This is a genomic window from Oleiphilus sp. HI0066, from assembly GCF_001635725.1.
Genome location: NZ_LWFH01001789.1, coordinates 1 through 26091 on the forward strand (window position 1 = coordinate 1; position 26091 = coordinate 26091).

A 26091-nucleotide genomic window follows, 5' to 3' on the forward strand; every position below is an offset into this window, starting at 1 on the left:
CCAAGACCGAGCCAAAAACAATGACCCAATGCTCATCAAATAAAATGATGCTGCGAAACTCGCGATCATGAGATCTTGGAACGAAGCACGAAATTCTTCGTTTACTTCGATTTGCGAGTCTACTGCGATTTGTTTCAGAAGCTCATCCGAAACAACCTGCAACATATCTAAGGCTCCAGGCATAATAATCGGCGTTAATACACCAACTAACACGCTTAATCCGAAGCCAAACAGCAAAGTACGATTCATTGCCACAGTCACTCTCAAAATCTGCGCTAATGCAAAACTAAGAATGACTACAACAAGTGCTGTTGGATCTTGCAATCCGAGCCACCACCCCAACGCGGGGGCCATCGCCCATGCGAATACATTGAGTCCCTTAGATGTGCCGTGACGCAAAGTCACCAAAGCTACTGTAGCGGCACCAAGCCAGAACATCATTGGAACCAAACACGCGGCAAAGGCAATGCCTGACGCATTTAACGGCCCCTTCATGGCAAACCGGGCTAATTCACGCATTTAAGCGCTTCCTCAAGTATTCAAGTAAATTTGTAGTTACCCAAAAGGGCAACGCCACCATTACTCGTGGTGGTTATCTGTGTAAGGCAACAATGCAACGTAGCGCGCACGCTTGATTGCTGTAGCCAACTGACGCTGGTATTTCGCTTTAGTACCGGTAATACGGCTAGGAACGATTTTTCCAGTTTCAGTGATGTAGCCTTTCAAAGTATCAAGATCTTTATAATCGATCTCTTTAACGCCTTCTGCGGTGAAACGGCAGAACTTACGACGACGTAAAAAACGAGACATAGTCTTCTCCTAATTCCGAATTACTCTTCTGATGCTTCAGCGCTATCGTCTGCCGCTGCGTCTTGGCTTTCAGCTGCTGCAGGAGCTTCAGCTTTTGGCGCTTCTTGACGCTGTGGACGACGATCGTCGCGGTTTTGAGATGCTTTGATCGCAGATTCTTCAGTAATCGCTTCTTTACGGCGGATTACCAACTCACGAATGATTGCATCGTTGAATCGGAAGTTATGAGAAAGCTCATCAAGCACTTCACTGCCACACTCGATGTTCATCAAGATGTAGTGTGCTTTGTGGATTTTGTTGATCGGGTATGCCAAGTGACGACGACCCCAATCTTCTAAACGGTGAACTTGACCACCGCCATTAGTGATTAGGTTGCTGTATCGCTCAACCATACCTGGTACCTGTTCGCTCTGATCAGGGTGTACCAGAAATACGATCTCATAGTGACGCATAAATGCTCCCTTTGGATATATAGCCTTAAATCGAATAATTCTTTTTAAAGCAAGGAGTTACAAATTAAACGAATTTATCAAGTCGCCTGTAAATGCTAGCAGCTTAATATAACCCGCAGTTTTTCGAGCCGCGCATCTTACAGACAAAGCCCACCATATGCAAGTTATCGGTACGCAAACTGCCGTAACAAAGGCATAACAAACCTCAGCACCGCTGAAACATAATATTTCTAGACTATTCAGAAACAGCGACTAAGGTTCAGCAAGATATTAGCCTTCAGGTAATTACTTTTGGCCAACGAACAGAGCAAAAATCACAAAATAGGCTTTTGGGTCTGCGTATCTCTTGTCATTGGCAACATGATTGGCTCAGGAATATTCCTCTTGCCATCATCACTGAGTGACTTCGGTCCGATATCGCTGTGGGGCTGGGCGATCACTGGTGCGGGCTCTGTTTTATTAGCATTTGTCTTCGCTCGCTTAGCGCTCGATTCACCAAAAGCATGTGGCCCGCTTGCATATACCGAAGAAGGTTTTGGAAAATTTGCTGGTTTTTTGGTGGGTTGGGGACACTGGATTGCGGCCTGGACCGGAAACGCCGGTCTTGCGGTTGCATTCACAAGTTATCTAACTGCTTTCGTTCCTGAACTTAAAGATAATTCCGGACTCGCAGTAATCGTGACGCTAGGGACAGTATGGTTACTCTATTTTATTAACCTACAAGGACTGAAATCTGTAGGTTTAATTCAAGTAATCACAACTATTTTAAAGTTAATACCGTTGGCATTATTTGCCTTTGCAGGTTTCTTTTACTTCGAGCCGAGCAATTATGCAGTGAGTAATGTCAGTGAACTGCCTACATTCAATGCAATCTTGGCCACCTGCTCCATTACTTTGTGGGCATTTTTGGGACTCGAATCTGCAACCGTTCCTGCTGGTGACGTAAAGAATCCTGAAAAGAATATCCCTCGAGCTACTATTTACGGCACTTTGTTTGTCGCAATTCTTTATTTTGTTGTATCTGCCGCAATATTCGGCATTATGTCTCCTGCCGAACTTCAAAAAAGTACCGCCCCTTTTGCGGATGCGGCGGGCGCCTTATGGGGTAGCTGGGCTTTCCACTTTATTGCGATTGGCGCCATTATTTCGGTACTCGGATCGTTAAATGGCTGGATGCTTATTCAAGCTGAGGTGCCTTATGTCGCTGCCAAGAAAAAGCTATTTCCTAAAATCTTTTGCAAGGAAGACGCAAAAGGGCGCCCTATCTGGGGAGTCACAATTTCAACCGTGTTGATATCACTTTTAGTGTTAGCTAACTTCACAGGCGATCTGGTTAAACTTTTCACGTTTATTATTTTACTTGCATCGCTATCAAGTTTGATCCCTTATCTTTTTTGCTCACTAGCGAGCATTATGATTCACCTTTCTAGGAAAGGCACTCAAAACTTTCAGTGGACACGCCATCTGGGCATTACGGTCATTGCATTTAGCTATGTAATTGGCGCGATTATTGGTTCAGGGCCAGAGGTTGTTTACTGGGGAACCATATTATTAATGGCAAGTGTCCCTGTATTTGTATGGGCGCAATGGGAGCATGTAGACAACTAAAAAATATTAGTAAATTAATAATTGCAACCAAGACAATTATTCACAATTTGGCAAGAAATTCTCGTTGACAGTTTTAGTCTTCAGAGCGACAAACGGATCAGCAACCACGACATGCGGCCTCTTATCAAATGACGCTTGCTAAAAATTTACTAAGCAATGACCTATTTAAATAGCAGTCATTCACTCAACAATTGGGCAAGAAATTAGATATTAAAACAACTTATAAAGTGTGCTAGTAGCGATTCGTTGAAAACAGTTTTGTTTATCAATTGCGTAACCATTTATTACGCTAAGTTGGAGGAAAGCTATGAGCAGATTACACGTTGGTTCAGAGATTGGAAGGCTTCGTCGCGTCATTCTTCACCGACCACAGCTTAGTTTATCGCGTTTAACACCAAGCAACTGCGATGAGCTACTTTTTGATGATGTTCTTCGCCTAGGCAAAGCCGGAGAAGAACACGACACCTTCAGAAAAACGCTCGAACAACATGACGTAGAAACATTCTTACTGAATGATTTACTTCAAGAAACCATTGCTGATGCGCAAGCCAAAGCATGGATTCTCGATCAACAATGCTCTGAACTACGTTTCGGACCGACCATGGCCAAAGAGGTTCGAGCATTCATGGAAAATCAGGACGACCACCAGTTTGCCAAACACTTGACTGGCGGTGTCGCCATTGCAGACATAGATCCCAAGCTCTTAAAAGCAGCGCCAAAATCTTTGCTGGGCTCGGAGCTGGAGAAAACTAGTTTTGTCATAGACCCGCTCCCAAACCACTTATTTACGCGTGATACTTCTTGCTGGGTATATGGTGGCGTTTCAATCAATCCAATGATGAAACCTGCTCGACAGCGCGAAACAGTTCATTTCAAAGCGGTTTATCGTTATCACCCAATGTTCAAGAAAGAAAAATTTGAAGTTTGGTATGGCGGTGAAGAACGCGTCTATGAAGGCGCGACGATTGAGGGTGGTGACGTTGAAATCATCGGTAACGGCAAAGTACTTATCGGTATTTCTGAGCGAACAACCCCTCAAGGAATTGAAATGTTGGCTAAAAGCTTATTCTCCAGAGGCGGAGCCGATGAAGTCATAGCAATAGATCTTGGTAAATCTCGTGCAGCAATGCACTTAGACACCGTGTTAACACATATGGATCGAGACTGCTTCACCTACTATCCAGGCGTTGTATCGGACCAAAACATTCACTACAGCTTAACTCCTGGTGACAACGGTGACATTGTTTGTACGCAACAAAAAGGCTTCTTTAAAACTTTAGCACGTATTACAGGCAACGACTCTGTTCGCATGATTCCTACTGGTGGCGACGTATTCGCAGCCGAACGGGAACAATGGAACGACGCTAATAATGTGCTCACTATTCGTCCGGGCGTTGTTGTTGGTTATGAACGTAACCACTACACGATCGATAATATTGAAAAAGCTGGAATCAAGTTTATTGCGATACCAGGTGATGAGTTAGGTCGAGGACGCGGCGGTGCTCGCTGCATGAGTTGCCCAATTGAGCGTGACGACATTTAGTCGTTTGTTTCACTGAACGATTTACAGAATTAAGGAATAGAGATATGGCTTTTAATATAAAAAACCGCAGCTTTTTAAAACTTTTAGATTTTACTCCTCGCGAAATTCGTTACATGTTGGATCTGTCTCGGGACCTAAAGCAAGCCAAATATGCGGGTACCGAACAACCTCGTTTATGCGGAAAAAACATCTGCTTGATTTTCGAGAAAACCTCAACTCGCACTCGCTGCGCATTTGAGACAGCAGCCTTCGACCAAGGGGCTAACGTAACCTATATTGGAGGCGGTTCTCAAATGGGGCACAAAGAGTCAGTCAAGGACACTGCACGCGTTCTAGGTCGCATGTATGACGGAATTGAATTCCGCGGATCTCGTCAAAAGGACGTTCAAGATCTAGCTGACTATTCTGGCGTACCAGTTTGGAACGGCCTGACTGATGAATGGCACCCAACTCAAATTCTTGCGGACTTCCTTACTATGCAAGAATGGGGCAACGGCAAGCCCCTTAGCGATATGAAGTTTGCATATCTTGGCGATGCACGCAACAACATGGGCAACTCACTCATGGTTGGCGCAGCTAAAATGGGCATGGAAATCAGTCTTGTTGCACCAAAAGAATACTGGCCTAAAGAGTGGCTTATAAAAGAGTGCCAGGCAATAGCAAAAGAAACTGGTGCAAAAATCAACCTTACTGAAGACGTAGCAGAAGGTGTTGAAGGTGCTGACTACTTGTACGCGGATGTATGGGTATCAATGGGGGAACCTAAAGAAGCATGGAAAGAGCGCGTTGGTTTAATGACACCTTATCAGGTAAATCTTGATGTAATTAACAAAACCAAAAACCCAAATGTGAAGTTCATGCACTGCCTACCAGCATTCCACAACAATGAAACAATTGTGGGTGCAGAAATTGAAGCTGAATATGGCCTCAATGGATTAGAAGTGAACGACGATGTTTTCGAATCTCCATACAACATTAGTTTTGAGCAAGCAGAAAACCGCCTGCACACAATTAAAGCTGTCATGGTTGCAACACTGGGAGACCAATAAGATGAGAGTGGTTGTTGCGCTCGGCGGCAACGCTTTGCTTCAACGAGGCGAAGCAATGACCGCTGAAAATCAGAAAATCAACATTGCGAAAGCTGCTAAATCGTTAGCAGCTATCGCAAAAGAACACGAGCTTATCATCGCTCACGGTAACGGACCTCAAGTAGGCTTACTCGCACTACAAGCCGCAGCGTTTGATGGCGCTGCCCCCTATCCACTAGATGTACTGGGAGCAGAGTCTGTCGGTCAAATCGGCTATATGATCGAGCAAGAGATGGGAAACATCATGCCTGCTGAGCAAGCATTTGCGACCATTCTTACTCAAATTGAAGTCGATCCAAACGACGAAGCATTTAAAGATCCGACTAAATTCATTGGCCCCGTATACGATGAAGCGCAAGCCAAACGTTTAGCGGAGGAGCGCAACTGGGTCGTGAAGCCCGACGGCAAATACTGGCGTCGCGTTGTTCCTTCACCTTTGCCACAACGTATTTTTGAAATCGGCGTCATCAAGATGCTAATCGATCAAGGCGTTATCGTGATTTGCGCTGGCGGCGGTGGCATTCCAACCATGTACCAAGCTGACGGCACATTGGCTGGTGTAGAAGCTGTTATCGATAAAGACCGTGCAGCTGCACTACTCGCTCGCGAGATTGAAGCTGACGCATTCTTAGTACTCACCGACGTTGACTCTGTGTATCTCGACTGGGGTACAGACAATCAACGTGCGATTCGCAAAGCATCCCCCAATCAGATGATTGAGTTTAACTTCCCTGCCGGTTCAATGGGACCAAAAGTTGAAGCAGCTTGTGAATTTGCACGCGCTACGGGTGGTACGTCATGCATTGGCAGCCTTGAAAATGCATTAGACATGTTAGATGGCAAAGCCGGAACTTCTGTAACAAGCCGTTGCGGAGATGTTGAGTACGATTAAAACCGATTAACCTAAAGGAGAAAGTATATGGGTAAGTTTAAGTTCCCGACCGCCTATACAATTCTTTTCGGCCTCATAGTTGTAATGGCAGCGTTAACGTGGGTTTTACCCGCAGGCCAATACGAAATGGTCGACAATGAAGATTTAGGCAGACAAGTGCCAGTTTCTGGCTCATATCATGAAGTCGACCCGAACCCGCAAGGGCTCACAGACATCTTCATGGCGCCTATCGCAGGTTTCTACGATCCAGGTAGCTACGAAGCAAGTGCAATTGATGTTGCCTTGTTCGTTCTATTTATTGGTGGCTTCCTTGGTATTGTCACCAAGACCGGCGCGATAGATACAGGCATAGCCAAAGTTACGACTAGCCTGAAGGGTAAGGAGATCATGCTAATTCCTATCCTAATGATACTCTTCGCTGCAGGCGGCACTATCTATGGCATGGCCGAGGAGACGCTCGCCTTCTATGCCCTGATAATCCCGGTCATCATCGCCGCGGGCTATGACTCTGTGACTGCGGTTGCGATCATTATGCTCGGCGCGGGTATCGGTACGCTAGGGTCGACCATCAACCCATTCGCAACAGTTATTGCATCACAAGCTGCAGGCATTCCATTTACTGAAGGCCTGAGCTATCGACTATTTATTCTGGTTGCAGGCTTAGTGATTGGCATCTTGTATGTCATGCGTTACGCCAAAATGGTCAAAAATGATCCGTCAAAATCACTCGTCGCTGAAATGGCTGAGAGCAACAAAAAACATTTTCTGACTACTGACAGCAGCATCAGCGATAACTTGACTGGTACTCAAAATATTATTTTGCTTATTTTTTCGGGAACATTCGCCCTGCTAGTTTACGGAGTATCTGTACTAGGTTGGTGGATGGCTGAGATGTCGGCACTATTCTTAGCCTCCTCTATTCTTGTAGCGATTGTCGCTAGAATGGGTGAAGAAGAGTTTAGTAACACATTTGTAGAAGGTGCACGTGAGTTACTAGGTGTTGCATTGGTTATCGGGTTAGCGCGCGGTATCGTCGTCATCATGGACTCGGGTAATCTGACAGGCACTATTTTATATGCATCTGAAGGCATGGTTAGTGGTTTAAGTGAAATTGGATTCATTAACGCTATGTTTGGTGTACAAATACTTTTGTCGTTCTTCGTACCGTCTTCATCTGGCTTAGCAGTTTTGTCGATGCCAGTGATGGCGCCACTTGCCGAATTCTCTGGAGTTGCTAGTCATCTTGCAGTCACGGCATTTCAGTCGGCAAGCGGTCTAGTTAATCTAGTTAACCCTACATTTGCTGTTGTTATGGGCGGTTTGGCGATCGGTCGCGTGCCATACAACAAGTGGCTAAGCTTCACATGGCCTCTACTGCTAATTCTTGCAGTGTTGATTATGGGTACACTAACAGTAGGTACAATCGTGTAATATGAAGTTGCACTAATTGAACGACACAAACCCTCGCTTCGGTGGGGTTTTTTTATGCCCCAAACCTACCCTCGAAACAATGCACAATAAAGCTCATCATCATGTAACAAGAATTTGCATTTTTTGTTATTTGTCAGCGCGTTACTATTTTTTAAAGTTGACCGATTGGTAAATTTGTAACAAGAATCACAGTGGTGAAGCAAAGTAATATTTGATGTTCCTCCCACCTTCTCTTCAGGCGTTGATAAATAACCACCTAGTCACGACCCCACCTCTTATTTTAAGAGATGTCGGAGATTAACCATGACAACAAAAAACTTATTTTTACATTATTTGTGGCACTACCAATCCTAGTAGCTACCGCAGGCTGTCGTGATGGTATCAGTGGCAAGCGATCCAGTTGATCCTCCAATTGATCCGGAGCCAAGTGATCCTGATCCGGTTGACCCTCCAGTCGACCCGGAACCAGATCATCCAATCATAACTCCGCCGGTCAACAGCGGGTATGAGTGCAGCAATGCAAAACCAATTGGTGAAGGACTAACAAAGATTGCCTATCAAAAGAGCTTCAAAAATGGCGTCACTTATCAATCGTGTGCTGAAACAACATTTGATGAGAACGGAGAAAAGGTTCCTGCTCAACCTCTGTACTTACTTGGCGCTCGTCTTAGTGGCGAAGGTATAAGTGGAGGACTATGTTATGACAGCATTTCGCATGCGCAAAAAGAATTTGCGATCCGATCTTACGATGCGTTCTCTTGCAACAACATCAAAGATCTGGGTGAGCGAGTGCATCCAAATCTTGGGCTAAATCCAAGTGCGACACTAACACGCAAGCTAAACGATAATATCGTGTATGACCTCGGTATTCGTTATTCAGACGGCGATATTCCTGGCGGGATTTGCTTTGTTAGTGTTGAAAATGGCTTTAACTGGTTAGCATGGGCGAAAAATGGACAAGTACTGGGTGAACTCAAGTACACTAATCCAGATGCCCCTTATGCCGGCGAAAATGTTCGTTTATCAACAAATTAACAAGGCCAAGGCTACTTTAAATTTGGCGGGCAAGAATTAAATGGCCGTCTAGCGGTTAAGTGGGCGCACTAGGTTTGGTATCATAGCCATCCTCATGATAATGAGGGTGGCTATTTAGTGCCTAAAGATTAGACACAAACCTTCATTATCTTTTTAGAAAGAGAGATACCTGATGCCAAATATGCTGTTTAAAAAACACATTATTTCCATACCCGAATTGTCTCGTGAAGAACTCGAGACTATCGTCAAGACCGCCGAAAGACTCAAAAGCAATCCAGACAATACCGCATTAAAAGACAAAGTCATTGCGAGCTGCTTCTTCGAACCATCGACGCGAACACGTCTGTCGTTTGAAACAGCGATTCAACGCTTGGGCGGCACCTTTGTTGGTTTCGATAACGGTGGTAATACTTCTCTCGCGAAAAAAGGTGAAACACTCGCAGACTCTGTACAAGTGATTGCATCGTATGTCGATGCCTTTGTAATGCGACACCCTCAAGAAGGCGCTGCTCGCCTAGCAAGCGAATTCAGTAACGGCGTGCCGGTGATTAATGGTGGCGACGGAGCAAATCAACACCCTACACAGACCTTGTTAGATTTATTTTCGATCTACGAAACGCAAGGCACGTTAGATAATCTCAAAGTCGCATTTGTTGGCGATCTGAAATACGGACGAACCGTTCACTCTCTCACACAAGCACTAGCGAAATTCAATAACACCGAGTTTTTCTTCATTGCACCAGACGCACTGTCGATGCCGGAATATATTTGTGAAGAGTTGAACAAGGCGGGTATCAAGTACTCCGCGCATAGCTCAATGGAAAATGTGATTTCAGAGCTCGACATCCTATATATGACGCGCGTACAGAAAGAACGTTTTGATCCCTCTGAATATGTGCATATGAAGGCTGCCTACATTCTAACGGCAGCAATGCTCGAGCCTGCAAAGGATAATCTTAAGGTATTGCACCCTCTACCTCGCGTTGACGAGATTACGGTTGACGTAGATAAAACGAAGCATGCGTATTATTTCGAGCAAGCCGAAAATGGCGTCTATGCGCGCGAGGCACTACTCGCCTTACTATTAAACGAAGACTACTAAGGGGGGCATGACTATGGACAAGCAAACAAAAATGCAGGTCGAGGCGATCAAAAATGGCACAGTCATCGACCATATCCCAGCGAACGTTGGATTGAAGATACTACGTTTGTTCGATATCGAACAAGGTACAGAAAAAGTCACCATCGGCTTAAACCTACCGTCTTCATCTTCAGCTACGAAAGCAAAGGACATTATCAAAATTGAGAATGTCTTTTTGACTCAACAGCAAGCTAGCCAATTAGCGATCTATGCGCCAAATGCGACAGTTAACCAAATTGAAGGCTACCGTGTTGTTAAAAAGCTTCCTCTAGCCCTACCTGAAGTAATCGAATCCGTATTCAAATGCCCGAACAGTAACTGCATCACCCATGGCGAGCCCGTCAACAGCAGTTTTAAAGTGATCGTGGATCAAGAAGATGTGCGTATGAAGTGCAAATACTGTGAGCGTACTTTTGATAGTCACATCATGACTGATGCAAATTAAGATATTCGCCACTAAAAACGCCTGCTACCTTGCAGGCGTTTTTGTTTCTGACACCCAATCATTTACATACATAGATCTCACAAAGTAGTCTGACAGCAAAACGCAACTGCATTATTAGATGTAGGTCGTCTCTTCACTCAACGCAATAACCCAGGCCCTAGCTCGAGCTCTAAAATGCAATAACCAAGAGCTATACTTCTCTTGCTTTTTATATCTGATATGATGAACTGCTTTGCGAGTAGGCGATATATTACTCATGCCTACCAAATAATAATCACGCAGCGGAGGCATGCATGAGCGACGCACTTAAAGGACGTAGTTTCACTAAATTACTGGATTTTTCTCAAGCAGAGATTGCAGATCTTCTTGAGCTATCTGCCGAGTTAAAAGCGGCGAAAAAAGATGGCACAGAAACACAAGCACTCCGAAATAAAAACGTTGCCCTAATATTTGAAAAAGCATCAACACGCACACGATGCGCTTTTGAAGTGGCTGCTTTTGATCAAGGTGCGAATGTCACATATATAGGCGGCGGCTCGCAAATGGGTGAAAAAGAAACCGTTAAAGATACTGCTCGTGTTTTAGGCCGCATGTATGATGGCATAGAGTTTCGAGGATTTCGCCAAAGCGACGTCGAATCACTTGCAGAATTCTCTGGCGTTCCAGTTTGGAACGGCCTCACTGACGAATTTCATCCCACGCAAATTCTTGCCGATTTTCTAACCATGCAAGAACACAGTGACAAAGCCTTAAAAGACATTAAATTTGCTTACCTTGGTGACGCTCGCAATAACATGGGAAATTCTTTGATGGTCGGCGCTGCAAAGATGGGTATGAACATTAGCCTAGTCGCGCCAGAGGGATATCATCCAGAAGAATCACTCGTAGAACGTTGTGAAGCCATTGCCTCTGAGAGCGGAGCCAGTATCACTCTTACCAGCGATGTTGAAGCCGGTGTTAAAGATGCAGACTTTATCTATACAGACGTATGGGTATCGATGGGAGAACCGCAAGAAGCATGGCAACAGCGCATTAGCCTGATGAAGCCTTATCAAGTAAATAAAGAACTAATGGCGCTCACTAACAACCCAAACAGCAAATTTATGCACTGCTTACCGGCATTTCACAATAACGAAACGCGTGTTGGAAAAGAAATAGAAGAAACTTTTGGCTTGAACGGACTAGAAGTGACTGAAGACGTATTCGAGAGCGAAGCAAGCATCGTCTTTGATCAAGCCGAAAACCGTATGCACACGATCAAAGCTGTGATGGTTGCGACGCTATCCTAGTGCTCATGCAGTGCGGTTTATTCGATAAACTGCACTGCGTGTCTGACTAAAGCCACAACATTCTCTGGCAGCGGAATATAGCCCATTCTCTCCGCTAAGGACTGTCCATCCGTCAAACAATACTCAACTAAACGCCGAACGACTTCAGACTGCCCAGCAGGCATTTTCTCAGGAAAGATCAACCACGTAAACGAAGCGATCGGATAAGACGCCTCGCCCGCAGGATCAAACTCCCACGAACGAAGATCCGGCACATCAGACTGAAGTAAGTTTGAACTTGGGAACGTCACATTGCTCAACGCAGCCTTACCAGATTCAGCTCCCGCCCTAACAAATTTTCCATCTCTATTTTCGAGTAAGGCTGTTGGCGGACGCGTTAACTTGGCGTATCCCTACTCAACATAACCAATAGCACCCTCTGTCTGACGCACAAAAGCTGTGCCCCCCCTGATTATGCAAAGCTGATAAGAAATAAGGCTGGTCACTCCACTCTGGTAACTTTGATGCTCCTACGTTATTTCGAAAACTCTCGCTAACTAAAGCCAGATGATTGCTAAACAAAAAGCTAGAGCCGGATGCATCAGATCGCACGACTACGCTAATGGGCGTTGCTGGCAATTGAATACCTGGATTGCTTGTCTGAATATCTGGGTGATCCCAATATTGAATCTCGCCGAGAAAAATACGTGAATACACGTCTCGTGAGAGTTTTAAATCTGAAACGGAGGGCAAGCTATACATTAAAGAAACTTGTCCAGCAATCAAAGGCACCATCAGTGCGCCCTGCTCCAAGTAACTCAACTGCTCGTCACTCATCGCTAAGTCACTGACCGCGAAATCAACATCCCCGTTGATGAATTGAGATATTCCATCACCAGACCCGACAGCCTCGTAATTGATCCGCGCATCGTTATCGCGATAACTGAAATCTTTAAACCATTTTTGATAGATAGGCTCAGGAAAGCTTGCGCCAGAACCGTTGAGATGCACAAAGTTTGAGCCATGAGCAAAGAAAGACGTGAACAGCAATAGCACGATCCATGTAGAAGGCATAAACCATCTCCCGAGAGAACATGTGTCGGGTAACAGTAGTCGGAATTTTAAATATTTGAAGCTTTTGTATTGCGAGAGAGTAACTATAACTTAGCGATAAAAACCTTGCGTTTTACATCAAAAATTCCAAGTTCTTGCCCTTCTTTAAATACAAACACAGCGCTTTCCTTGCGCCAAGGCGTTAAGAATAAACGCTTCGCCCACTCAGATTTTCTTCGCCCACCGAAACGATCTCGTTTCGACTGCTCATCCCACAATCTAAGCTCAATAGTTTGATCGTTGAGTAGGTCAAAATCTATCTCGCTTTGATCATCACCACACTGTAGGTTTAGCGAATGGCTAGACTCATCCATGATAAACAAAGCATCAAAGCAACGAACTAATCTTATACTCCCCCACATTAATTCGGGTGTAGAACCTGATTTTGCAGGAAGCACTTCAGTCCAGATCCTCGAAAAAATTCGTTCAGAAGGTTGCGCTAACCCCAGAGAAATAAACCACCAACGCAAAAGAAACGTCTGCTCTCGCTTAGCAAGTAAGTTGAGGTTAGTAAGAGAAATTCCATGATCGTTTGCGTAGTTCGTGATGTGCATATGCTTTAACACTGCTTGCGCCAAACGCAACGCTGAACCATTAACTCGAGTATGCCCTTTGCTTAACAACACTAAATCATCAACGTAACTATCTGACTGAGCCAACAATCGCGGCAACACTTGATGACGAATGCGATTCCTTGTGATCGAAAGGTCTCGATTAGATTCATCTTCGACCCAACTCACACCTTGGTCTTGGACATATTGCTCAAGATCCTTTCTTCGTAAATCTAGAAATGGTCGAACGAGATGACCTAGTCCCATAGGCCGACTGTGAGGAATAGCAGCCAACAAACTCGAGTCAGTCTCTCTTATAAGTCGCATAAGAACCGTCTCGATTTGATCATCAAGATGATGCGCCAACAACAAAATATCATCGGTGCCGACATGTCGTTTGAACACCGCATATCGCGCTTCACGCGCCGCTTGCTCGAGACTTTTACCTTTCAGATCAAGTTGAACACGCTCAACAATGCATGGTATTTGATATTCGGCACAAACAGCTTGGCAATGCTCCGCCCACGCATCAGCGTGAGAACTTAATCCATGGTGAACATGGATAGCGCAGAATGATTGAGTTGGTTTTAGTGTTTGGAGTGAGCGAACCGCGGAGAGAAGCAAAGCAGTGGAATCAAGCCCACTGCTATATGCGATATAAATAGTCTTGGCATCAGGAAAAGAAGCAAGAGCTTGTTGAAGCTTAGCCTCGATCATACGCTGTTAAACGCTGATATCGCTGCTCGATCAAGTCATCAACAGGAATATCTCGCAAGGCTTTAATATCCGCGACGATACGTTGCTTAAGAGAGAGCGCCATTTCAGTTTTGCTTCGATGTGCGCCGCCTAGAGGCTCATCAATAATATGGTCTATCAAACCCAAATCTTTTAATCGCGAAGCTGTAACACCCATCGCTGTTGCCGCTTCTGCAGCGTGCTCAGCACTCTTCCACAGAATAGATGCACAACCTTCAGGAGAAATAACTGAGTATGTGGAGTACTCAAACATGTTCAGGCGGTCACATACACCAATGGCTAATGCGCCACCTGATCCACCTTCACCAATCACTGTCGACACGATCGGTGTTTTTAATCGACTCATTACAGCGATATTTCGTGCGATTGCTTCGCTCTGCCCGCGCTCTTCTGCGCCGATACCGGGAAAGGCCCCGGGTGTATCAATAAGCGTAACGACCGGCAAACCAAATCGCTCGGCCATCTCCATCAATCGCTTAGCTTTACGATAGCCTTCAGGCAAAGGCATACCAAAATTACGCTTCACTTTCTCTTTAACATCACGGCCTTTCTGTTGGCCGATCACCATCACGGAAAGCCCATCAATACGTGCTAATCCACCAACAATGGATGGGTCATCTGCGTAGGTGCGATCACCGTGCAGTTCTTGGAAGTCATCAAATACTTCAGCAATATAATCGAGCGTATATGGACGATTCGGATGACGTGCTATGCGCGTAATATCCCAAGGAGACAAGTCTGAAAAAATCGCCTTAGTTTGCGCTTCACATTCACGCTCTAAACGCTCAATAGCTTCGCTTAAATTTACATCTTGGCTATTACCGACGAGTCGTAATTCAGAAATTTTCTCTTCCAACTCAACAATCGGTTGCTCAAAGTCTAGATATTGTAAATTCATATATGTCCAAGATAATTAGTAAACGCGCGAGCTTATGGCTCGCCAAGAGTATAGCGTTTTTTTTCGTTATTAATCGTACTCTAAAGAGACTTTTTCGTTTCCGATAAGATGGCCAAGTTCGTATAAGGCCTCATCGTCTGGGCGCATATTCCAGCTGTCGCCAAAGGCAATCGTCGATTCACTGTCATCTCTGTAATAGCGCACGGCAATCTTACATCCACCGCCCTGATAAGGCGCAAGCGTCGCTTTTAACTTATCGACGAAGCCTACATCGAAGCTTTGCTTATCAAGATTAATAAGCAATTGTTTAGCATATTGCTGACGTGCATCCACCAAGGACATGACTTTATCGACCCTTAGCTTCATATTGCCCGAATAATCATCGTGGCTCACACTGCCTTCAATCACAATGACAGTGTCTTTCTTAAGCTGCTCACGAAATGTCTCAAACCCATCCGAGAATAATGTCGCTTCGATACGAGCAGTTCTATCATCAAGCGTTACGAAACACATTGTTTGGCCGCGCTTGTTTTTCATCAAGCGAAGATCTACCACCAGACCGGCAATAGCGATTTTGTTTTTGCTTGGTTTTAAATCGACAATCGCGCTGCGCGCAAAACGACGCACTTCTTTTTCATACTCATCAAAAGGATGCCCCGTGAGGTAAAGACCTAAAGTGTCTTTTTCAAAACCAAGGCGCTGCTTTTCAGGCCATTCTTTTAGTCCTTCAGAGCGCTGATATACATCATCTACCGTTTCGTCTGGCACAACAGCACCGAACAAATCCGTCATACCCGAATTTTGGTTACGCGCATTTTGATCTGCACGCTGCACTGCCTCTTCAATCGTCGCCATCAAACGTGCGCGATTCGGGCCGATAGAATCAAGCGCTCCGGCGTAAATCAAAGCCTCTAGAGCACGTTTATTTACCTTTCTGAGATCCACGCGATCGCAGAAATCAAACAGGTTTTTAAACGGCCCATCTTTTTTCCGGGCTTCTAGAATACTTTCAACAGGACCTTCACCTAGTCCTTTAACCGCACCAAGCCCATATACAACTTGACCTTGCTCATCCACGGTAAAGGTGTAGTCACTGACATTCACGTTTGGCAGTACAATGGGCAACTTCATCTTGCGGCATTCTTCGATCAAGGTAACAACCTTGTCGGTATTCTGCATATCAGCAGTCATTACTGCCGCCATGAACTCCGCAGGATAATGCGTTTTAAGCCAGAGCGTTTGATAAGACACCAATGCATAAGCAGCAGAGTGTGATTTGTTAAAACCGTATCCCGCAAATTTTTCTACGAGGTCGAAGATTTTCATCGCCAATTCTGGGTCGACGCCCTGACCTACCGCACCTTCACGGAAAATCTCACGCTGCTTGGCCATTTCTTCAGGTTTTTTCTTACCCATCGCACGGCGCAGCATATCCGCCCCACCAAGGGTATAACCTGCGAGCGACTGAGCGATTTGCATTACCTGTTCCTGATAAACAACAACCCCGTAAGTTGGTTCAAGAATAGGCTCGAGACACTCGTGCTGAAAGTCTGGGTGAGGATAAGCTACTTCTGCTCGACCATGCTTACGGTTGATAAAGTCATCAACCATCCCTGAGTCCAATGGCCCCGGACGGAACAGAGCAACAAGTGCGATCATATCTTCAAGGTTATCTGGCTGAAGCTTCTTAATCAGCTCCTTCATTCCGCGTGATTCGAGCTGGAATACAGCCGTCGTTTCGGCCGTTTTCAATAAAGTGAAAGAGGCAGGATCATCAAGCGGGATATGATCAATGTTTATCGTTTCTTTGCCTTCTTTTTGAAGACGAGGATTAATCATCTTCAAGGCCCAATCAACGATAGTTAGGGTTCGCAGGCCAAGGAAGTCAAACTTTACTAGACCCGCATCTTCTACGTCGTTTTTATCAAACTGTGTAACAAGACCGCCACCTTCTTCATCGCAATACAAAGCAGCGAAGTCGGTTAATTTCGTCGGAGCGATAACAACACCGCCCGCGTGCTTACCAACATTACGCGTCAAGCCCTCTAACGACAGCGCCATTTCCCATATTTCTTGAGCTTCTTCGTCAGTCTCTAGGAATTCCTTGAGCGCAGGTTCTGCATCAATCGCTTTAGCAAGAGTCATCCCAATTTCAAAAGGAATGAGCTTCGATAATTTATCAGCCAAACCATAAGACTTACCTTGTACACGCGCTACGTCACGAACTACAGCTTTTGCGGCCATCGTACCGAAGGTAATAATTTGCGACACCGCATTACGGCCGTAGTGATCTGCCACATAACCAATAACGCGATCGCGGCCATCCATACAAAAGTCGACGTCGAAATCGGGCATCGAAACACGTTCAGGGTTCAAGAAACGCTCGAAAAGAAGATCGTACTCAAGCGGGTCCAAATCGGTAATTTTTAGCGCATATGCGACCAAAGATCCCGCGCCCGAGCCTCGTCCTGGACCAACAGGAATATCGTGATTCTTAGCCCACTGAATAAAGTCCATTACGATGAGGAAGTAACCAGGGAACCCCATCTGTAAAATAATATCTAGCTCGAAGGTCAGTCGATCGTAATATTCTTGGCGTGCTTCAGGCGTATCTTTGCCTTCGCCACCCAAAATCACCTCTAGACGCTCATCTAGACCATCTCGGCATAATTGACGGAAAAACTCATCCATCGTCATCCCGTCAGGCACAGGATAATTTGGCAAGAAGTACTCGCCTAAGCGCAACTCAACGTTACAACGTTTAGCAATCTCAACCGTATTTGCTAGCGCCTCAGGAATATCACTGAACAACTCAGCCATTTCATCGGCGGTTTTTAAGTACTGCTCTTCGGAATAACGTTTTATGCGACGAGGATCATCAAGGGTCTCACCATCGGCAATACAAACTCGCGCTTCGTGGGCTTCGAAATCTTCTCGGTTGATAAACTGGACGTCGTTGGTGGCGACAACAGGACATGCAATACGTTGGGCAAGCGCGACCGCCGCATGTAAGTGATCTTCTTCATTTTCGCGTTTGGTTCGATGCAATTCAAGGTAGTAACTATCTGGAAAGACTTGTTGCCAATGTCTCGCTCGATCTGCTGCGAGCTCATGCTTGCCGTTTACCAAGGCTTTACCAACATCGCCTAGACGCCCCCCAGACAATGCGATCAAACCTTCAGCGGCGTCCTCCAACCACTCTTTCTTGATAAGCGCCCTACCGCCCTTTTGACCGTCAGTAAATCCGAGTGAGATCAATTCCGTCAGGTTTTGATAACCCTTCTGATTCTTTGCCAATAAGGTCATAAAATATGGATCGTCTTCGTCATCCTCATTTTCTAAGAAAATACTTGCTCCAAGAATCGGCTTCGCCCCTACGCCACGAATAGCTTTGTAGAACTTCACATACGCACAAAGATTAGACTGGTCCGTAATCGCGATCGCTGGAGTCTCAGTTTCTTCGATATATTTTGCGAGAGGCTTGATGCGAACCATGCCGTTGACGAGTGAAAACTCGGTGTGGACACGTAAATGAACAAACTGTGGAAGCGTGCCAGACGACATGAAACAGGGGTTCCTAAATAAAGCAAAGGGTAACTACACGAGGAGCATATTATGCTATCACGCGCAGCAATAAGCTTAAATATTTACTGCTAAATTTAGGTCTAAATATAAGTGCGAAGACAGAGCTGTCGCTGAAGCCAAAACGATCAGCGCGGCTACCCTATTCAACACATCATGAAGGTAACGCCCTGAAACCGATAATTAACTTGTCATGGAGTGCTAGAGCCGGTCCAACAACTCTTCAATCTCAGCAACTTTATTCGCAACAACTTTCTCTAAGTGTCTCAGGTCTGACAAGATCTTTTCTTTTGCGTTCTTTTCGACTGACTTCTTTTTTGTGATTGCGTCTAAGTCACTCATCACCGACACAAGCATTGGCGACACCTCACTAATCTGCGTGTAACTATCGCTTGAAAATTCTTTCATGGGCTTGCTTGAGCGATGGAATTTGAACTTCTCACTTTTATGAAAAATGGCGCCTTTTTCACGATGGTGATACACCTTCAAAACATCAAAATCACCTTCATTACGAACGGTGTAGTAATCAATATTATTCAGATTTTTGATACCAAGAGATTTCAAGCTTTCCATTAAAGGGGTCCTCCCTGATTCGCGAACGCAATAGTTTGAATGTTATTAAATAGTCGTTAAACCCGCATTTTTCAAGCTTTGCGCAATCCACGAAGCAGATATGAATTACTTCGCTGAAAGTACATCACAAATACCACTAAGCGTGTCGAGAAACTTTACAGTTTATTGAATATAGGAAAGACAAAATTCTTATAAAGCAATGATACATATAGATTTTTAGATACCGGACTATTTATTGCTTTAACAATTAAGCAAATTTATCGCAGTAAATAAAAAGGGACGTAAAGATGAAATTAGCACGAATTATCGCTGGCGCAGCGCTTTGCTTTAGCGCAACAGCTCAAGCGAATCTTATTCTTAACGGTGGCTTTGAAGCACCTGAACTTAATGACGGCAGCGGCTGGATTTACGAATCCTCAGGTGACGTACCAGGCTGGGAAGGCAGCAACATCGAAATCTGGGAATCAGGTTTTAATGGCGTGACTTCAGCGGAAGGTACACAGCATGGTGAGCTTAACGCACATCCAAACACCGGAACTGAATTCTCAATCTACCAAGTGTTCGACACAACAGCTGGCTTCGAATACAACGTCTCTTTCGCTTACCGTGCACGTTCAAGCGAAAACGAAACTTTCCAATTCGACATCTACGCGGTAGATGAAAGTGATGAGGACTTCCAAGAGACTATTATTTCTGAAACAATCGAAGACCACACTACTTCAGCGTGGAGCTACTTCACAGCAACGTTCGAAGCGTTAAGCGAGCAAACGTACATTCGTTTCACATCTATCACACCAGAAGTCGGCACAGTTGGTAACTTCCTTGATGACGTGAAAGTGACTCCTACTGCCGTCTCTGAACCAGCGACATTAGCACTTCTTGGCCTTGGCCTTGCAGGTTTAGGTGCAGCACGACGCAGACAAAAATAAGTAGTTTTTAACTTCTTATCAAAGCGCCTTCGGGCGCTTTTTTTTATGTCTAACTACCCCTTAAATACGCGCATCAATCAAAGAAAGCCTTTTAGCGCGCCCCATACAGCGAAGTGCCTCCAGCCACCTACGCTTAACACCTTTTACACCATCCCCTATGAAGATTATGCGAGCCCCGCCAACTATCCAAACGGATTCCTGCAAAATATTAGCTGATACAGGACGATGCCAGCGTACTCTAAGTAAAGCAACGCTCTGCCCTCTACATTTTACTCTCTGCCCCGATACTTCATAAACACTATCACTCAGGCATAAAAAAACCCGCTTCAAGAAGCGGGTTTTGAATTCATCAAACGATTAAGCTTGACGGCGGCGCGCTGCACCAAGACCTAATAGACCTAGGCCCATCAAAGCCAGTGTTGCCGGCTCAGAAACCGCAACGGCATTCAAACCAACAACCAAGTCGTCATGGTTATCGTCTGGACCTGCACCTGAATCGTCAAACAATAGAATTGCGTCATACATAACGCCATCCCACATTGAATCAAGCATTACAGCGAAAGACTGATATTGATTACCAACAACTGGGTTGTTTGGGTTTTCAACACCGCTGTTTACATTGTTCGCGTAAAAGCTGAATACCAACTCATCCGCTGTAGCCGAAAAGCTATCACCAACTGTTGATGCGTTTCCGCCACGGTTTGAGAACGTATTATTGTATGCTTCGAAATCGTTGTCATAGCCTGCTTCAAAACCTAAGTATGTAAAGGTCAGATCAGCCATGCCGTTCAATTCAAGAATACCGCCAATACCGTACTGGCTACCTGCTGCAATTTCATCATCTAAAAAATCGTTATTCGTTGCAACATCAACAAACGAAGGACCTGTATACGTCAACAATCCATCGTTCGAATCTAAAACTGCAGATTGCGCGCTAGTCACTGCTGCAGCTAGGGTCAGACCCGCAAGTAATTTTCCAAATTTCATATTGAATACTCCAAATGTTCAATCCATGTAAGCGTCATTCTATTCTTATAAATCGGCTTGGGAGTAATACCAGCAATAATCAAACCTATAATAATTTATATTTATAAATCATAGCCTTATAAAGAAATTATAAGAATACAGCTCATATCAAACAGTAAAATAATCTGACACATCGGAACTAACGCACATAGCGCGAGAAGCGAGAAGCAAGAAGCAAGAAGCAAGAAGCAAGAAGCAAGAAGCAAGAAGCAAGAAATTCTAAAGGGGGAAATTTGGGTGGCAACTCTCGCCAGCTACACCTCGGCACATGAGTCGACCGCTGTGGCTGCTCCCTTCCGGGCCTGACCAGGTTCACGATTTATCATTGCGAGGGAACCAACAAGAGTTACCATGGTGCGTTGTGGCTAGTGCCGATCAACGAGCGCGCATAATACCAAAGCACTCTGCGACATAAAAGCCTTATTTTCAGCTCTATTGCATTACCAACATAATTTCTTCGACACCACTATCCACTCCCCCATTGAAGCTTTGCGAATAATATTCAAAAGGTAATGGTTCACCATTAATAAACAAACTGGCTTGGGTTATTTCAAGGTCTAGATTGGTGTGAAACATGCCATCGCATGCATCAAAGTCAGAATTGACCGTCGAAGAAGATGGACTACAGTCTTCAGGGTTTAAAGATGACTCAGCGCCATCAAACGCTATGGAGGAAAGGCTTACAGAATTAACGATTTCAAAACGCGCACTGAAGCGATCTGCGTGCACAGCAAGAGATAACATCGTGAGAGATGCCGTCATCAGGATATGCTTTAAACCAAAACACGCAGACATGTCGAAGCCCCAAAAATTTAGGACTTCGAGTATAGGACAGATTTGTAACACTGCAACACAAAAAGTTACGCAATGTTACATAAGCCCGTTTTGCCCGGCAAAAGGTGCCTAGCACGTCAACTAAAAGACGATATCCTCTATGAACACAACGCCATCTTTACCATCAGAATAAAAACATGTTGGTTCAATCGTTTTAAGATCACGATCAGCCAAATCATTCTCATTAACTGAAACGCAGTACTTCCCTGGCAGCAAGCCTGACAGCAAATACACCCCATCATATTCGGAGCGCGTCAAAGCTACTTGATCACCCGCCTCATTAAGCACCTCTACCCTTACCGTGCTTAAAGGTCGTTGCTGTCCATTCTGTTTCACAAACAAACTGCCTTCGACTTCAAAGGTATAGGCCAAAGGAATATCTTGCTGTAACACTGAGCCTGCGTGGGTGTAAACAAAGAACGGGCCGGATGCAGCTTTTATAAACGGGTCTTCAATACTCTTTTCTTCAATCTCAATTTTTTCCATTTGAAGATGATCAATCCCTTTCAGAACGACGACACCGTCATCGCCTGTTTCAAACGTTCGCCATTTACTCTTACCCTTAAATCGAATACCCGGCAAAGTTTCTTCACCTTCATCAAACATCTGATTATCGTTTTCATCAATAAATACTCGCGCATTTAACGATGCACTATTGACTGAACTTTCATTCGATAAGAAGTGACTATCTCTCTTCGCGTCATAGCCAACGGAAGTACTAAGCGTTGCACCTAGATAAGCGAACCCATCGGTATTGAAGCCAGCACTGCCCGACACGGAAAATTTCTCAAACTCCCAAGTTAGGGTGTTGTCATTGCTGAATAAATCTTTACCTGTGAAGTTATAAGCCACTGAACCAGTGTAATTGATGTTGCTGGCGAACTTATGCGACGCTGAAAAAGAAAGGCTATTCACGCTAGATGAGGGGGCGACACTATACGCAATAGAACCCTTATAACGCCACCCTTCCCAGCGTCTTGTGGCGCTGAAGCCACCGTCTGTTCGCGAGATATCTGAGCTCCCTGATGATTTAAAATACAAAAGCTCGTTTACGAATTGATATCCCGCCCACCCCGTTGCTTTGCGCAGGTTAGTCGTGAAGTTTCCGTCGCCATCCACAAATGAGCGATCTCTGAATTCTAAATCCACAGACAAAGCACTCGGCAGGCCGACTAAAAATGATCGATCAAGACGAAGTGCATACTCAGAATCTAATTTACCATTTTGATTACGGTCACTAATTAGATCAGAGAACTTGGATGCAGAAGCATTCAAGCTAGTATCAAGCAGACGGCTCTGAAGCGTTAATTGATACGCTGAACCACCATCAAGATCTTTCGCGTAATCAAACTGCGACAAGGCTTGCCCTAAACTTCCATACAAACTGGTATGAAAGTATTGGCGATCAGTTGATGTGGAGTTTGGCGTCATTGCGCTTAACCCTAAGCGAGCAGTTAAACTTCTATGCAATCCATAGCGGACCTCCGCCATATTAAAGTTCGTCACCTCATTAAAATCGTTGATCTTCCCACCGACTAATCGCTGATTTCTTTGTAAGCTCCAAATGTCGTATTCCCAAGCACCGGCCTTAAGCATTGCCCCGCCCGATGACACTACCTCACGAATTTCACGCTCTTGCCCCTGAGGCCCATACAAACGAATATCAAAAATATTCTCGCCCAAATAAATGGGTACATTCTCAAAGATGTAGCGACCTTGGCTTGTGGTTTCAGAAAATTCTATCAAGCTACCATTGCGATAAAGTTCGACCTCCCATCCTGGAGGTGCATCACCCTCAAGCGTGATCACATCGCCCTGCTCTTGAATTGACTCGCCACCGCGAGACAAGCGAGCCCCACTACCCTGAACAGAAGAAAATAACAGCGCATCACTCAACCCGGTCACATCCCCAACCTCATAACGATCCATACCTAGAGCGATCGTTTTGTCCGGCCCTTCAGAGGCGCGCGAAAACGTTAAGCGTATATCTGTATCACTATTATTAGAGATCAAGCTTGCTTGAAGCGAATGCTTTGCCACATCGGCCCGACCTTGAACAACGAGATCATGTCGAAAATCGCTCGCACCTCGATTTTTCTCAACGTCAGCACCGATAGAGATATCGAAGTGCGGCATATTCCACCACTCATAAGTGTTTGGGATATAAGTCTCAGGAAGCGTTTCCAGCTCGGGACGTTCTATTTCTTCTTGGCGTTTTTTGCGCTCGAGCTTGGCAATTAATGGGATATCTTTTGAAGCATCAACACGTAACTGAAGTTGAGACACATCAATATCAAAATTGAATCCGAAAAGATCTTGCAAGATCTGTTGGTCGAGATAAACATCAAAGCCGTCTTCCGCATAGCGAATCGTTTGCGGCCAAGGCTGAGCAACGCCTTTGGAATAATATTCTTGTTTAGTCAGATCCAGTTCAAAAGTATTGCTCTCATCCCCCACCCAACCGGATACTAATAATTCATCGATGTCCGATTCAATAGCAATTTCTAGTAATGATGCGATCGTATCGACTGGTAACAAGGTTTGTTCTGGGGAGCGGTAAATAAAGATAGGTTCGTCATCAGTGTAAGGCCCTACACTGAGTTGTACTACTAGCAAGTCTTCATCATCAAGTTCTAACTCTGTAGCCTTCGCACTAGACAACAGCATAGCGAACACAAGAAAAGCAAACATGCTAAACCTGAGGCTACAAAAAATGTTGAACAAGAAAGGGTGCTGCATATACGAAAAAGGCGCCGATATGATCGAGCGCCCTCTATAACATTACTGACTTAACTCAAAGCGTTCTTCAATGAGATTTGTACCACCGTACTTCTCGTCTTCATCAAAACGAACAATGAAAGAGGTCTGATCTGGTTCTACAGGTTGAGGCAAACGCACTTTAATCAAACGTTTGTTGATGCTTGTATATACGCCAACACCCTTTGACATAGCAACGCGATCACCCGCTTTACCATTGTCATTCTCGAAAATCTCTACGCTGCCATATAACGATGACGACCCTTCACGTGTAATCTGCATTTCGAAAGCGCCATTCTTACCTTCTGTCGCATCAAAAATAATACTTTCTAAACCCGCAACAGAACTCAACTCACCCTTTCGGATAATAATAGGAATAGCGATTTTCAGACGAGGTTTAACCGACACCGTAGGCTCTTCATCTTCATTAGCTTCTTCCGCTTCAGCAGTAATAGGAATTTCTTGGAATACAAGGTGCGACAAATACTCGCCATCTGGAAGACCCTTCGGACGACGCGCTGCGATACGAATGGTTTGACGTTGTCCTGGTTCAATATCCACACGACGGGGAGAATAACGAATCATATCTTTGGCATATTGCGCATCGGGATCAAGCGCCTCTAGATCAACAATACTGCCGTCTTCACGCATTAACTTTTGTTCAAAAAAGATTTGATAACGCGCCCTTTGCGTTCCATCGTTCAACAGATCAAGCGCAGCCGCTCGCTCACGTTCTTCTAATACGACACGTTTTGGGTTGATTAAAAGTCCTGCGGAAACATTGATCGTAAATGCTGCAAGAAAGGAAAATACACCAAACTTCAAAAACAAAGACTTCATAACAATATCGACACTAACTCTCGTTGTTTATATAAATTTATGTTTTGTTATAGCTAACTTTAATTTTGGCTCAAAAGTCATTGAATTCAATATAATTTTTAGAAACATTAAGTGTTAAGTCCTTAGAACAAAAAAAGGCGCCCCAAGGCGCCTTTTACATGTTTCTCTACAACTAGTGCTTAGTTGTATACAACAGAAACATCGTAATCGATTGAGGTCGCAGTAGCTGCCGCTGCCGCTGCAGTCGTTGCATTATCAACTGTCAAAGTACCACCAAGCGTCAACTGGTGAGCTGCCTGTAGCGTAACACCTGTAAGAGATAGTGCCGCTTCACCGTTGTCGATCATTGCTGGTACGAAAGTCATACCGTTTGAAGAAGACTGACCTAGCGTGATGTCAAAAGTAAGACCATCAGTACCTGCTACGTCTATAACACCTTCTACACCGTTTGTTGCTGCATCAAAACAACCAGTACCTGAACGCGCACCACCTGCAGCTAGCGTACAAGTTACCGCATCA

Annotated in this window: 23 protein-coding genes, 1 other RNA gene and 1 pseudogene; 10 read left to right on the forward strand and 15 right to left on the reverse strand. The window is 44.8% G+C overall.

Annotated elements, in window-relative coordinates; all coding sequences use genetic code 11:
- The 3 genes and pseudogenes from A3738_RS27735 to rpsF all read right to left on the reverse strand — a co-directional run.
- A pseudogene (locus A3738_RS27735) lies at nucleotides 1–519 on the reverse strand (hypothetical protein); the annotation flags it as partial.
- A gap of 60 nt (nucleotides 520–579) precedes the next feature.
- Entirely contained in the window at nucleotides 580–810 is a 231-nt protein-coding gene (gene rpsR / locus A3738_RS27740; protein ID WP_068480503.1) for a 30S ribosomal protein S18, read from the reverse strand.
- A gap of 20 nt (nucleotides 811–830) precedes the next feature.
- Nucleotides 831–1262 carry a 30S ribosomal protein S6 gene (gene rpsF, locus A3738_RS27745; RefSeq protein WP_068480500.1) on the reverse strand — a complete coding sequence of 144 codons (432 nt, stop codon included), beginning with the start codon at nucleotides 1260–1262 and terminating at the stop codon, nucleotides 831–833.
- Between the two features lie 291 nt (nucleotides 1263–1553).
- On the opposite strand from rpsF, the gene A3738_RS27750 reads away from it, so the two are divergent.
- The 9 genes from A3738_RS27750 to argF (A3738_RS27790) all read left to right on the forward strand — a co-directional run bounded on the left by A3738_RS27750 (nucleotide 1554) and on the right by argF (A3738_RS27790) (nucleotide 11734).
- Entirely contained in the window at nucleotides 1554–2870 is a 1317-nt protein-coding gene (locus A3738_RS27750; RefSeq protein WP_082878634.1) for an amino acid permease, read from the forward strand.
- A gap of 307 nt (nucleotides 2871–3177) precedes the next feature.
- Nucleotides 3178–4413, forward strand: coding sequence for an arginine deiminase (arcA, locus tag A3738_RS27755; RefSeq protein WP_068480496.1), 1236 nt, complete (start codon nucleotides 3178–3180; stop codon nucleotides 4411–4413).
- Nucleotides 4414–4457: 44 nt separating this feature from the next.
- Nucleotides 4458–5462: an ornithine carbamoyltransferase gene (gene argF / locus A3738_RS27760; protein ID WP_068474715.1), complete on the forward strand. Its 1005-nt coding sequence runs from the start codon at nucleotides 4458–4460 to the stop codon at nucleotides 5460–5462.
- Between the two features lies 1 nt (nucleotide 5463).
- On the forward strand, nucleotides 5464–6393 hold the full coding sequence (gene arcC, locus A3738_RS27765) for a carbamate kinase (protein WP_068480493.1): 930 nt from the start codon (nucleotides 5464–5466) through the stop codon (nucleotides 6391–6393).
- Between the two features lie 27 nt (nucleotides 6394–6420).
- Nucleotides 6421–7824: a YfcC family protein gene (locus tag A3738_RS27770; protein ID WP_068480488.1), complete on the forward strand. Its 1404-nt coding sequence runs from the start codon at nucleotides 6421–6423 to the stop codon at nucleotides 7822–7824.
- A 375-nt stretch (nucleotides 7825–8199) separates the two neighbouring features.
- Nucleotides 8200–8859, forward strand: a complete 660-nt coding sequence (locus A3738_RS27775) for a hypothetical protein (RefSeq protein ID WP_068499728.1) — start codon at nucleotides 8200–8202, stop codon at nucleotides 8857–8859.
- Nucleotides 8860–9031: 172 nt separating this feature from the next.
- A complete protein-coding gene (gene pyrB / locus A3738_RS27780) occupies nucleotides 9032–9961 on the forward strand; it encodes an aspartate carbamoyltransferase (RefSeq protein ID WP_068480482.1) in 930 nt (309 codons plus the stop codon).
- Nucleotides 9962–9974: 13 nt separating this feature from the next.
- Complete coding sequence (pyrI, locus tag A3738_RS27785; protein WP_068480479.1) at nucleotides 9975–10445, forward strand: aspartate carbamoyltransferase regulatory subunit; 471 nt, start codon at nucleotides 9975–9977, stop codon at nucleotides 10443–10445.
- 293 nt (nucleotides 10446–10738) lie between these two features.
- Nucleotides 10739–11734 (forward strand): ornithine carbamoyltransferase, encoded by a 996-nt coding sequence (argF, locus tag A3738_RS27790; RefSeq protein WP_068499731.1) that lies wholly within the window; start codon nucleotides 10739–10741, stop codon nucleotides 11732–11734.
- 17 nt (nucleotides 11735–11751) lie between these two features.
- On the opposite strand, the gene A3738_RS27795 is transcribed toward argF (A3738_RS27790), so the two are convergent.
- The 6 genes from A3738_RS27795 to A3738_RS27820 form a co-directional block, all read right to left on the reverse strand.
- A complete protein-coding gene (locus tag A3738_RS27795; protein WP_156502198.1) occupies nucleotides 11752–12033 on the reverse strand; it encodes a hypothetical protein in 282 nt (93 codons plus the stop codon).
- Nucleotides 12034–12130: 97 nt separating this feature from the next.
- The gene (locus A3738_RS27800) at nucleotides 12131–12787 is read right to left on the reverse strand and encodes a phosphate ABC transporter substrate-binding protein PstS (RefSeq protein WP_068499738.1); all 657 of its coding nucleotides are present in this window, start codon (nucleotides 12785–12787) and stop codon (nucleotides 12131–12133) included.
- A gap of 83 nt (nucleotides 12788–12870) precedes the next feature.
- Complete coding sequence (tilS, locus tag A3738_RS27805; RefSeq protein WP_068499742.1) at nucleotides 12871–14094, reverse strand: tRNA lysidine(34) synthetase TilS; 1224 nt, start codon at nucleotides 14092–14094, stop codon at nucleotides 12871–12873.
- Entirely contained in the window at nucleotides 14081–15031 is a 951-nt protein-coding gene (locus A3738_RS27810) for an acetyl-CoA carboxylase carboxyltransferase subunit alpha (RefSeq protein WP_068480464.1), read from the reverse strand. The genes tilS and A3738_RS27810 overlap by 14 nt, the downstream gene beginning before the upstream one ends.
- Before the next feature lie 69 nt (nucleotides 15032–15100).
- Nucleotides 15101–18595: a DNA polymerase III subunit alpha gene (gene dnaE, locus A3738_RS27815; protein ID WP_068499745.1), complete on the reverse strand. Its 3495-nt coding sequence runs from the start codon at nucleotides 18593–18595 to the stop codon at nucleotides 15101–15103.
- Nucleotides 18596–18814: 219 nt separating this feature from the next.
- Complete coding sequence (locus tag A3738_RS27820) at nucleotides 18815–19186, reverse strand: DUF3461 family protein (RefSeq protein ID WP_068477463.1); 372 nt, start codon at nucleotides 19184–19186, stop codon at nucleotides 18815–18817.
- A 287-nt stretch (nucleotides 19187–19473) separates the two neighbouring features.
- On the opposite strand from A3738_RS27820, the gene A3738_RS27825 reads away from it, so the two are divergent.
- Nucleotides 19474–20115, forward strand: a complete 642-nt coding sequence (locus A3738_RS27825; protein WP_068480458.1) for a DUF642 domain-containing protein — start codon at nucleotides 19474–19476, stop codon at nucleotides 20113–20115.
- A 357-nt stretch (nucleotides 20116–20472) separates the two neighbouring features.
- Here A3738_RS27825 and A3738_RS27830 read toward each other — a convergent pair whose 3' ends face one another.
- From A3738_RS27830 to A3738_RS31705, 6 genes are all read right to left on the reverse strand, one after another.
- On the reverse strand, nucleotides 20473–21102 hold the full coding sequence (locus tag A3738_RS27830; protein WP_068499749.1) for a PEP-CTERM sorting domain-containing protein: 630 nt from the start codon (nucleotides 21100–21102) through the stop codon (nucleotides 20473–20475).
- A 284-nt stretch (nucleotides 21103–21386) separates the two neighbouring features.
- Nucleotides 21387–21483, reverse strand: an RNA gene (gene ffs / locus A3738_RS27835) — signal recognition particle sRNA small type.
- A 90-nt stretch (nucleotides 21484–21573) separates the two neighbouring features.
- Nucleotides 21574–21936 carry a hypothetical protein gene (locus A3738_RS27840; protein ID WP_068500855.1) on the reverse strand — a complete coding sequence of 121 codons (363 nt, stop codon included), beginning with the start codon at nucleotides 21934–21936 and terminating at the stop codon, nucleotides 21574–21576.
- Between the two features lie 120 nt (nucleotides 21937–22056).
- Entirely contained in the window at nucleotides 22057–24666 is a 2610-nt protein-coding gene (locus tag A3738_RS27845) for a hypothetical protein (protein ID WP_068763999.1), read from the reverse strand.
- Between the two features lie 90 nt (nucleotides 24667–24756).
- Nucleotides 24757–25572 carry a molecular chaperone gene (locus tag A3738_RS27850; RefSeq protein ID WP_068500853.1) on the reverse strand — a complete coding sequence of 272 codons (816 nt, stop codon included), beginning with the start codon at nucleotides 25570–25572 and terminating at the stop codon, nucleotides 24757–24759.
- Between the two features lie 179 nt (nucleotides 25573–25751).
- The coding region (locus A3738_RS31705; protein ID WP_197474096.1) for a hypothetical protein at nucleotides 25752–26091 on the reverse strand (340 nt) is incomplete at its 5' end.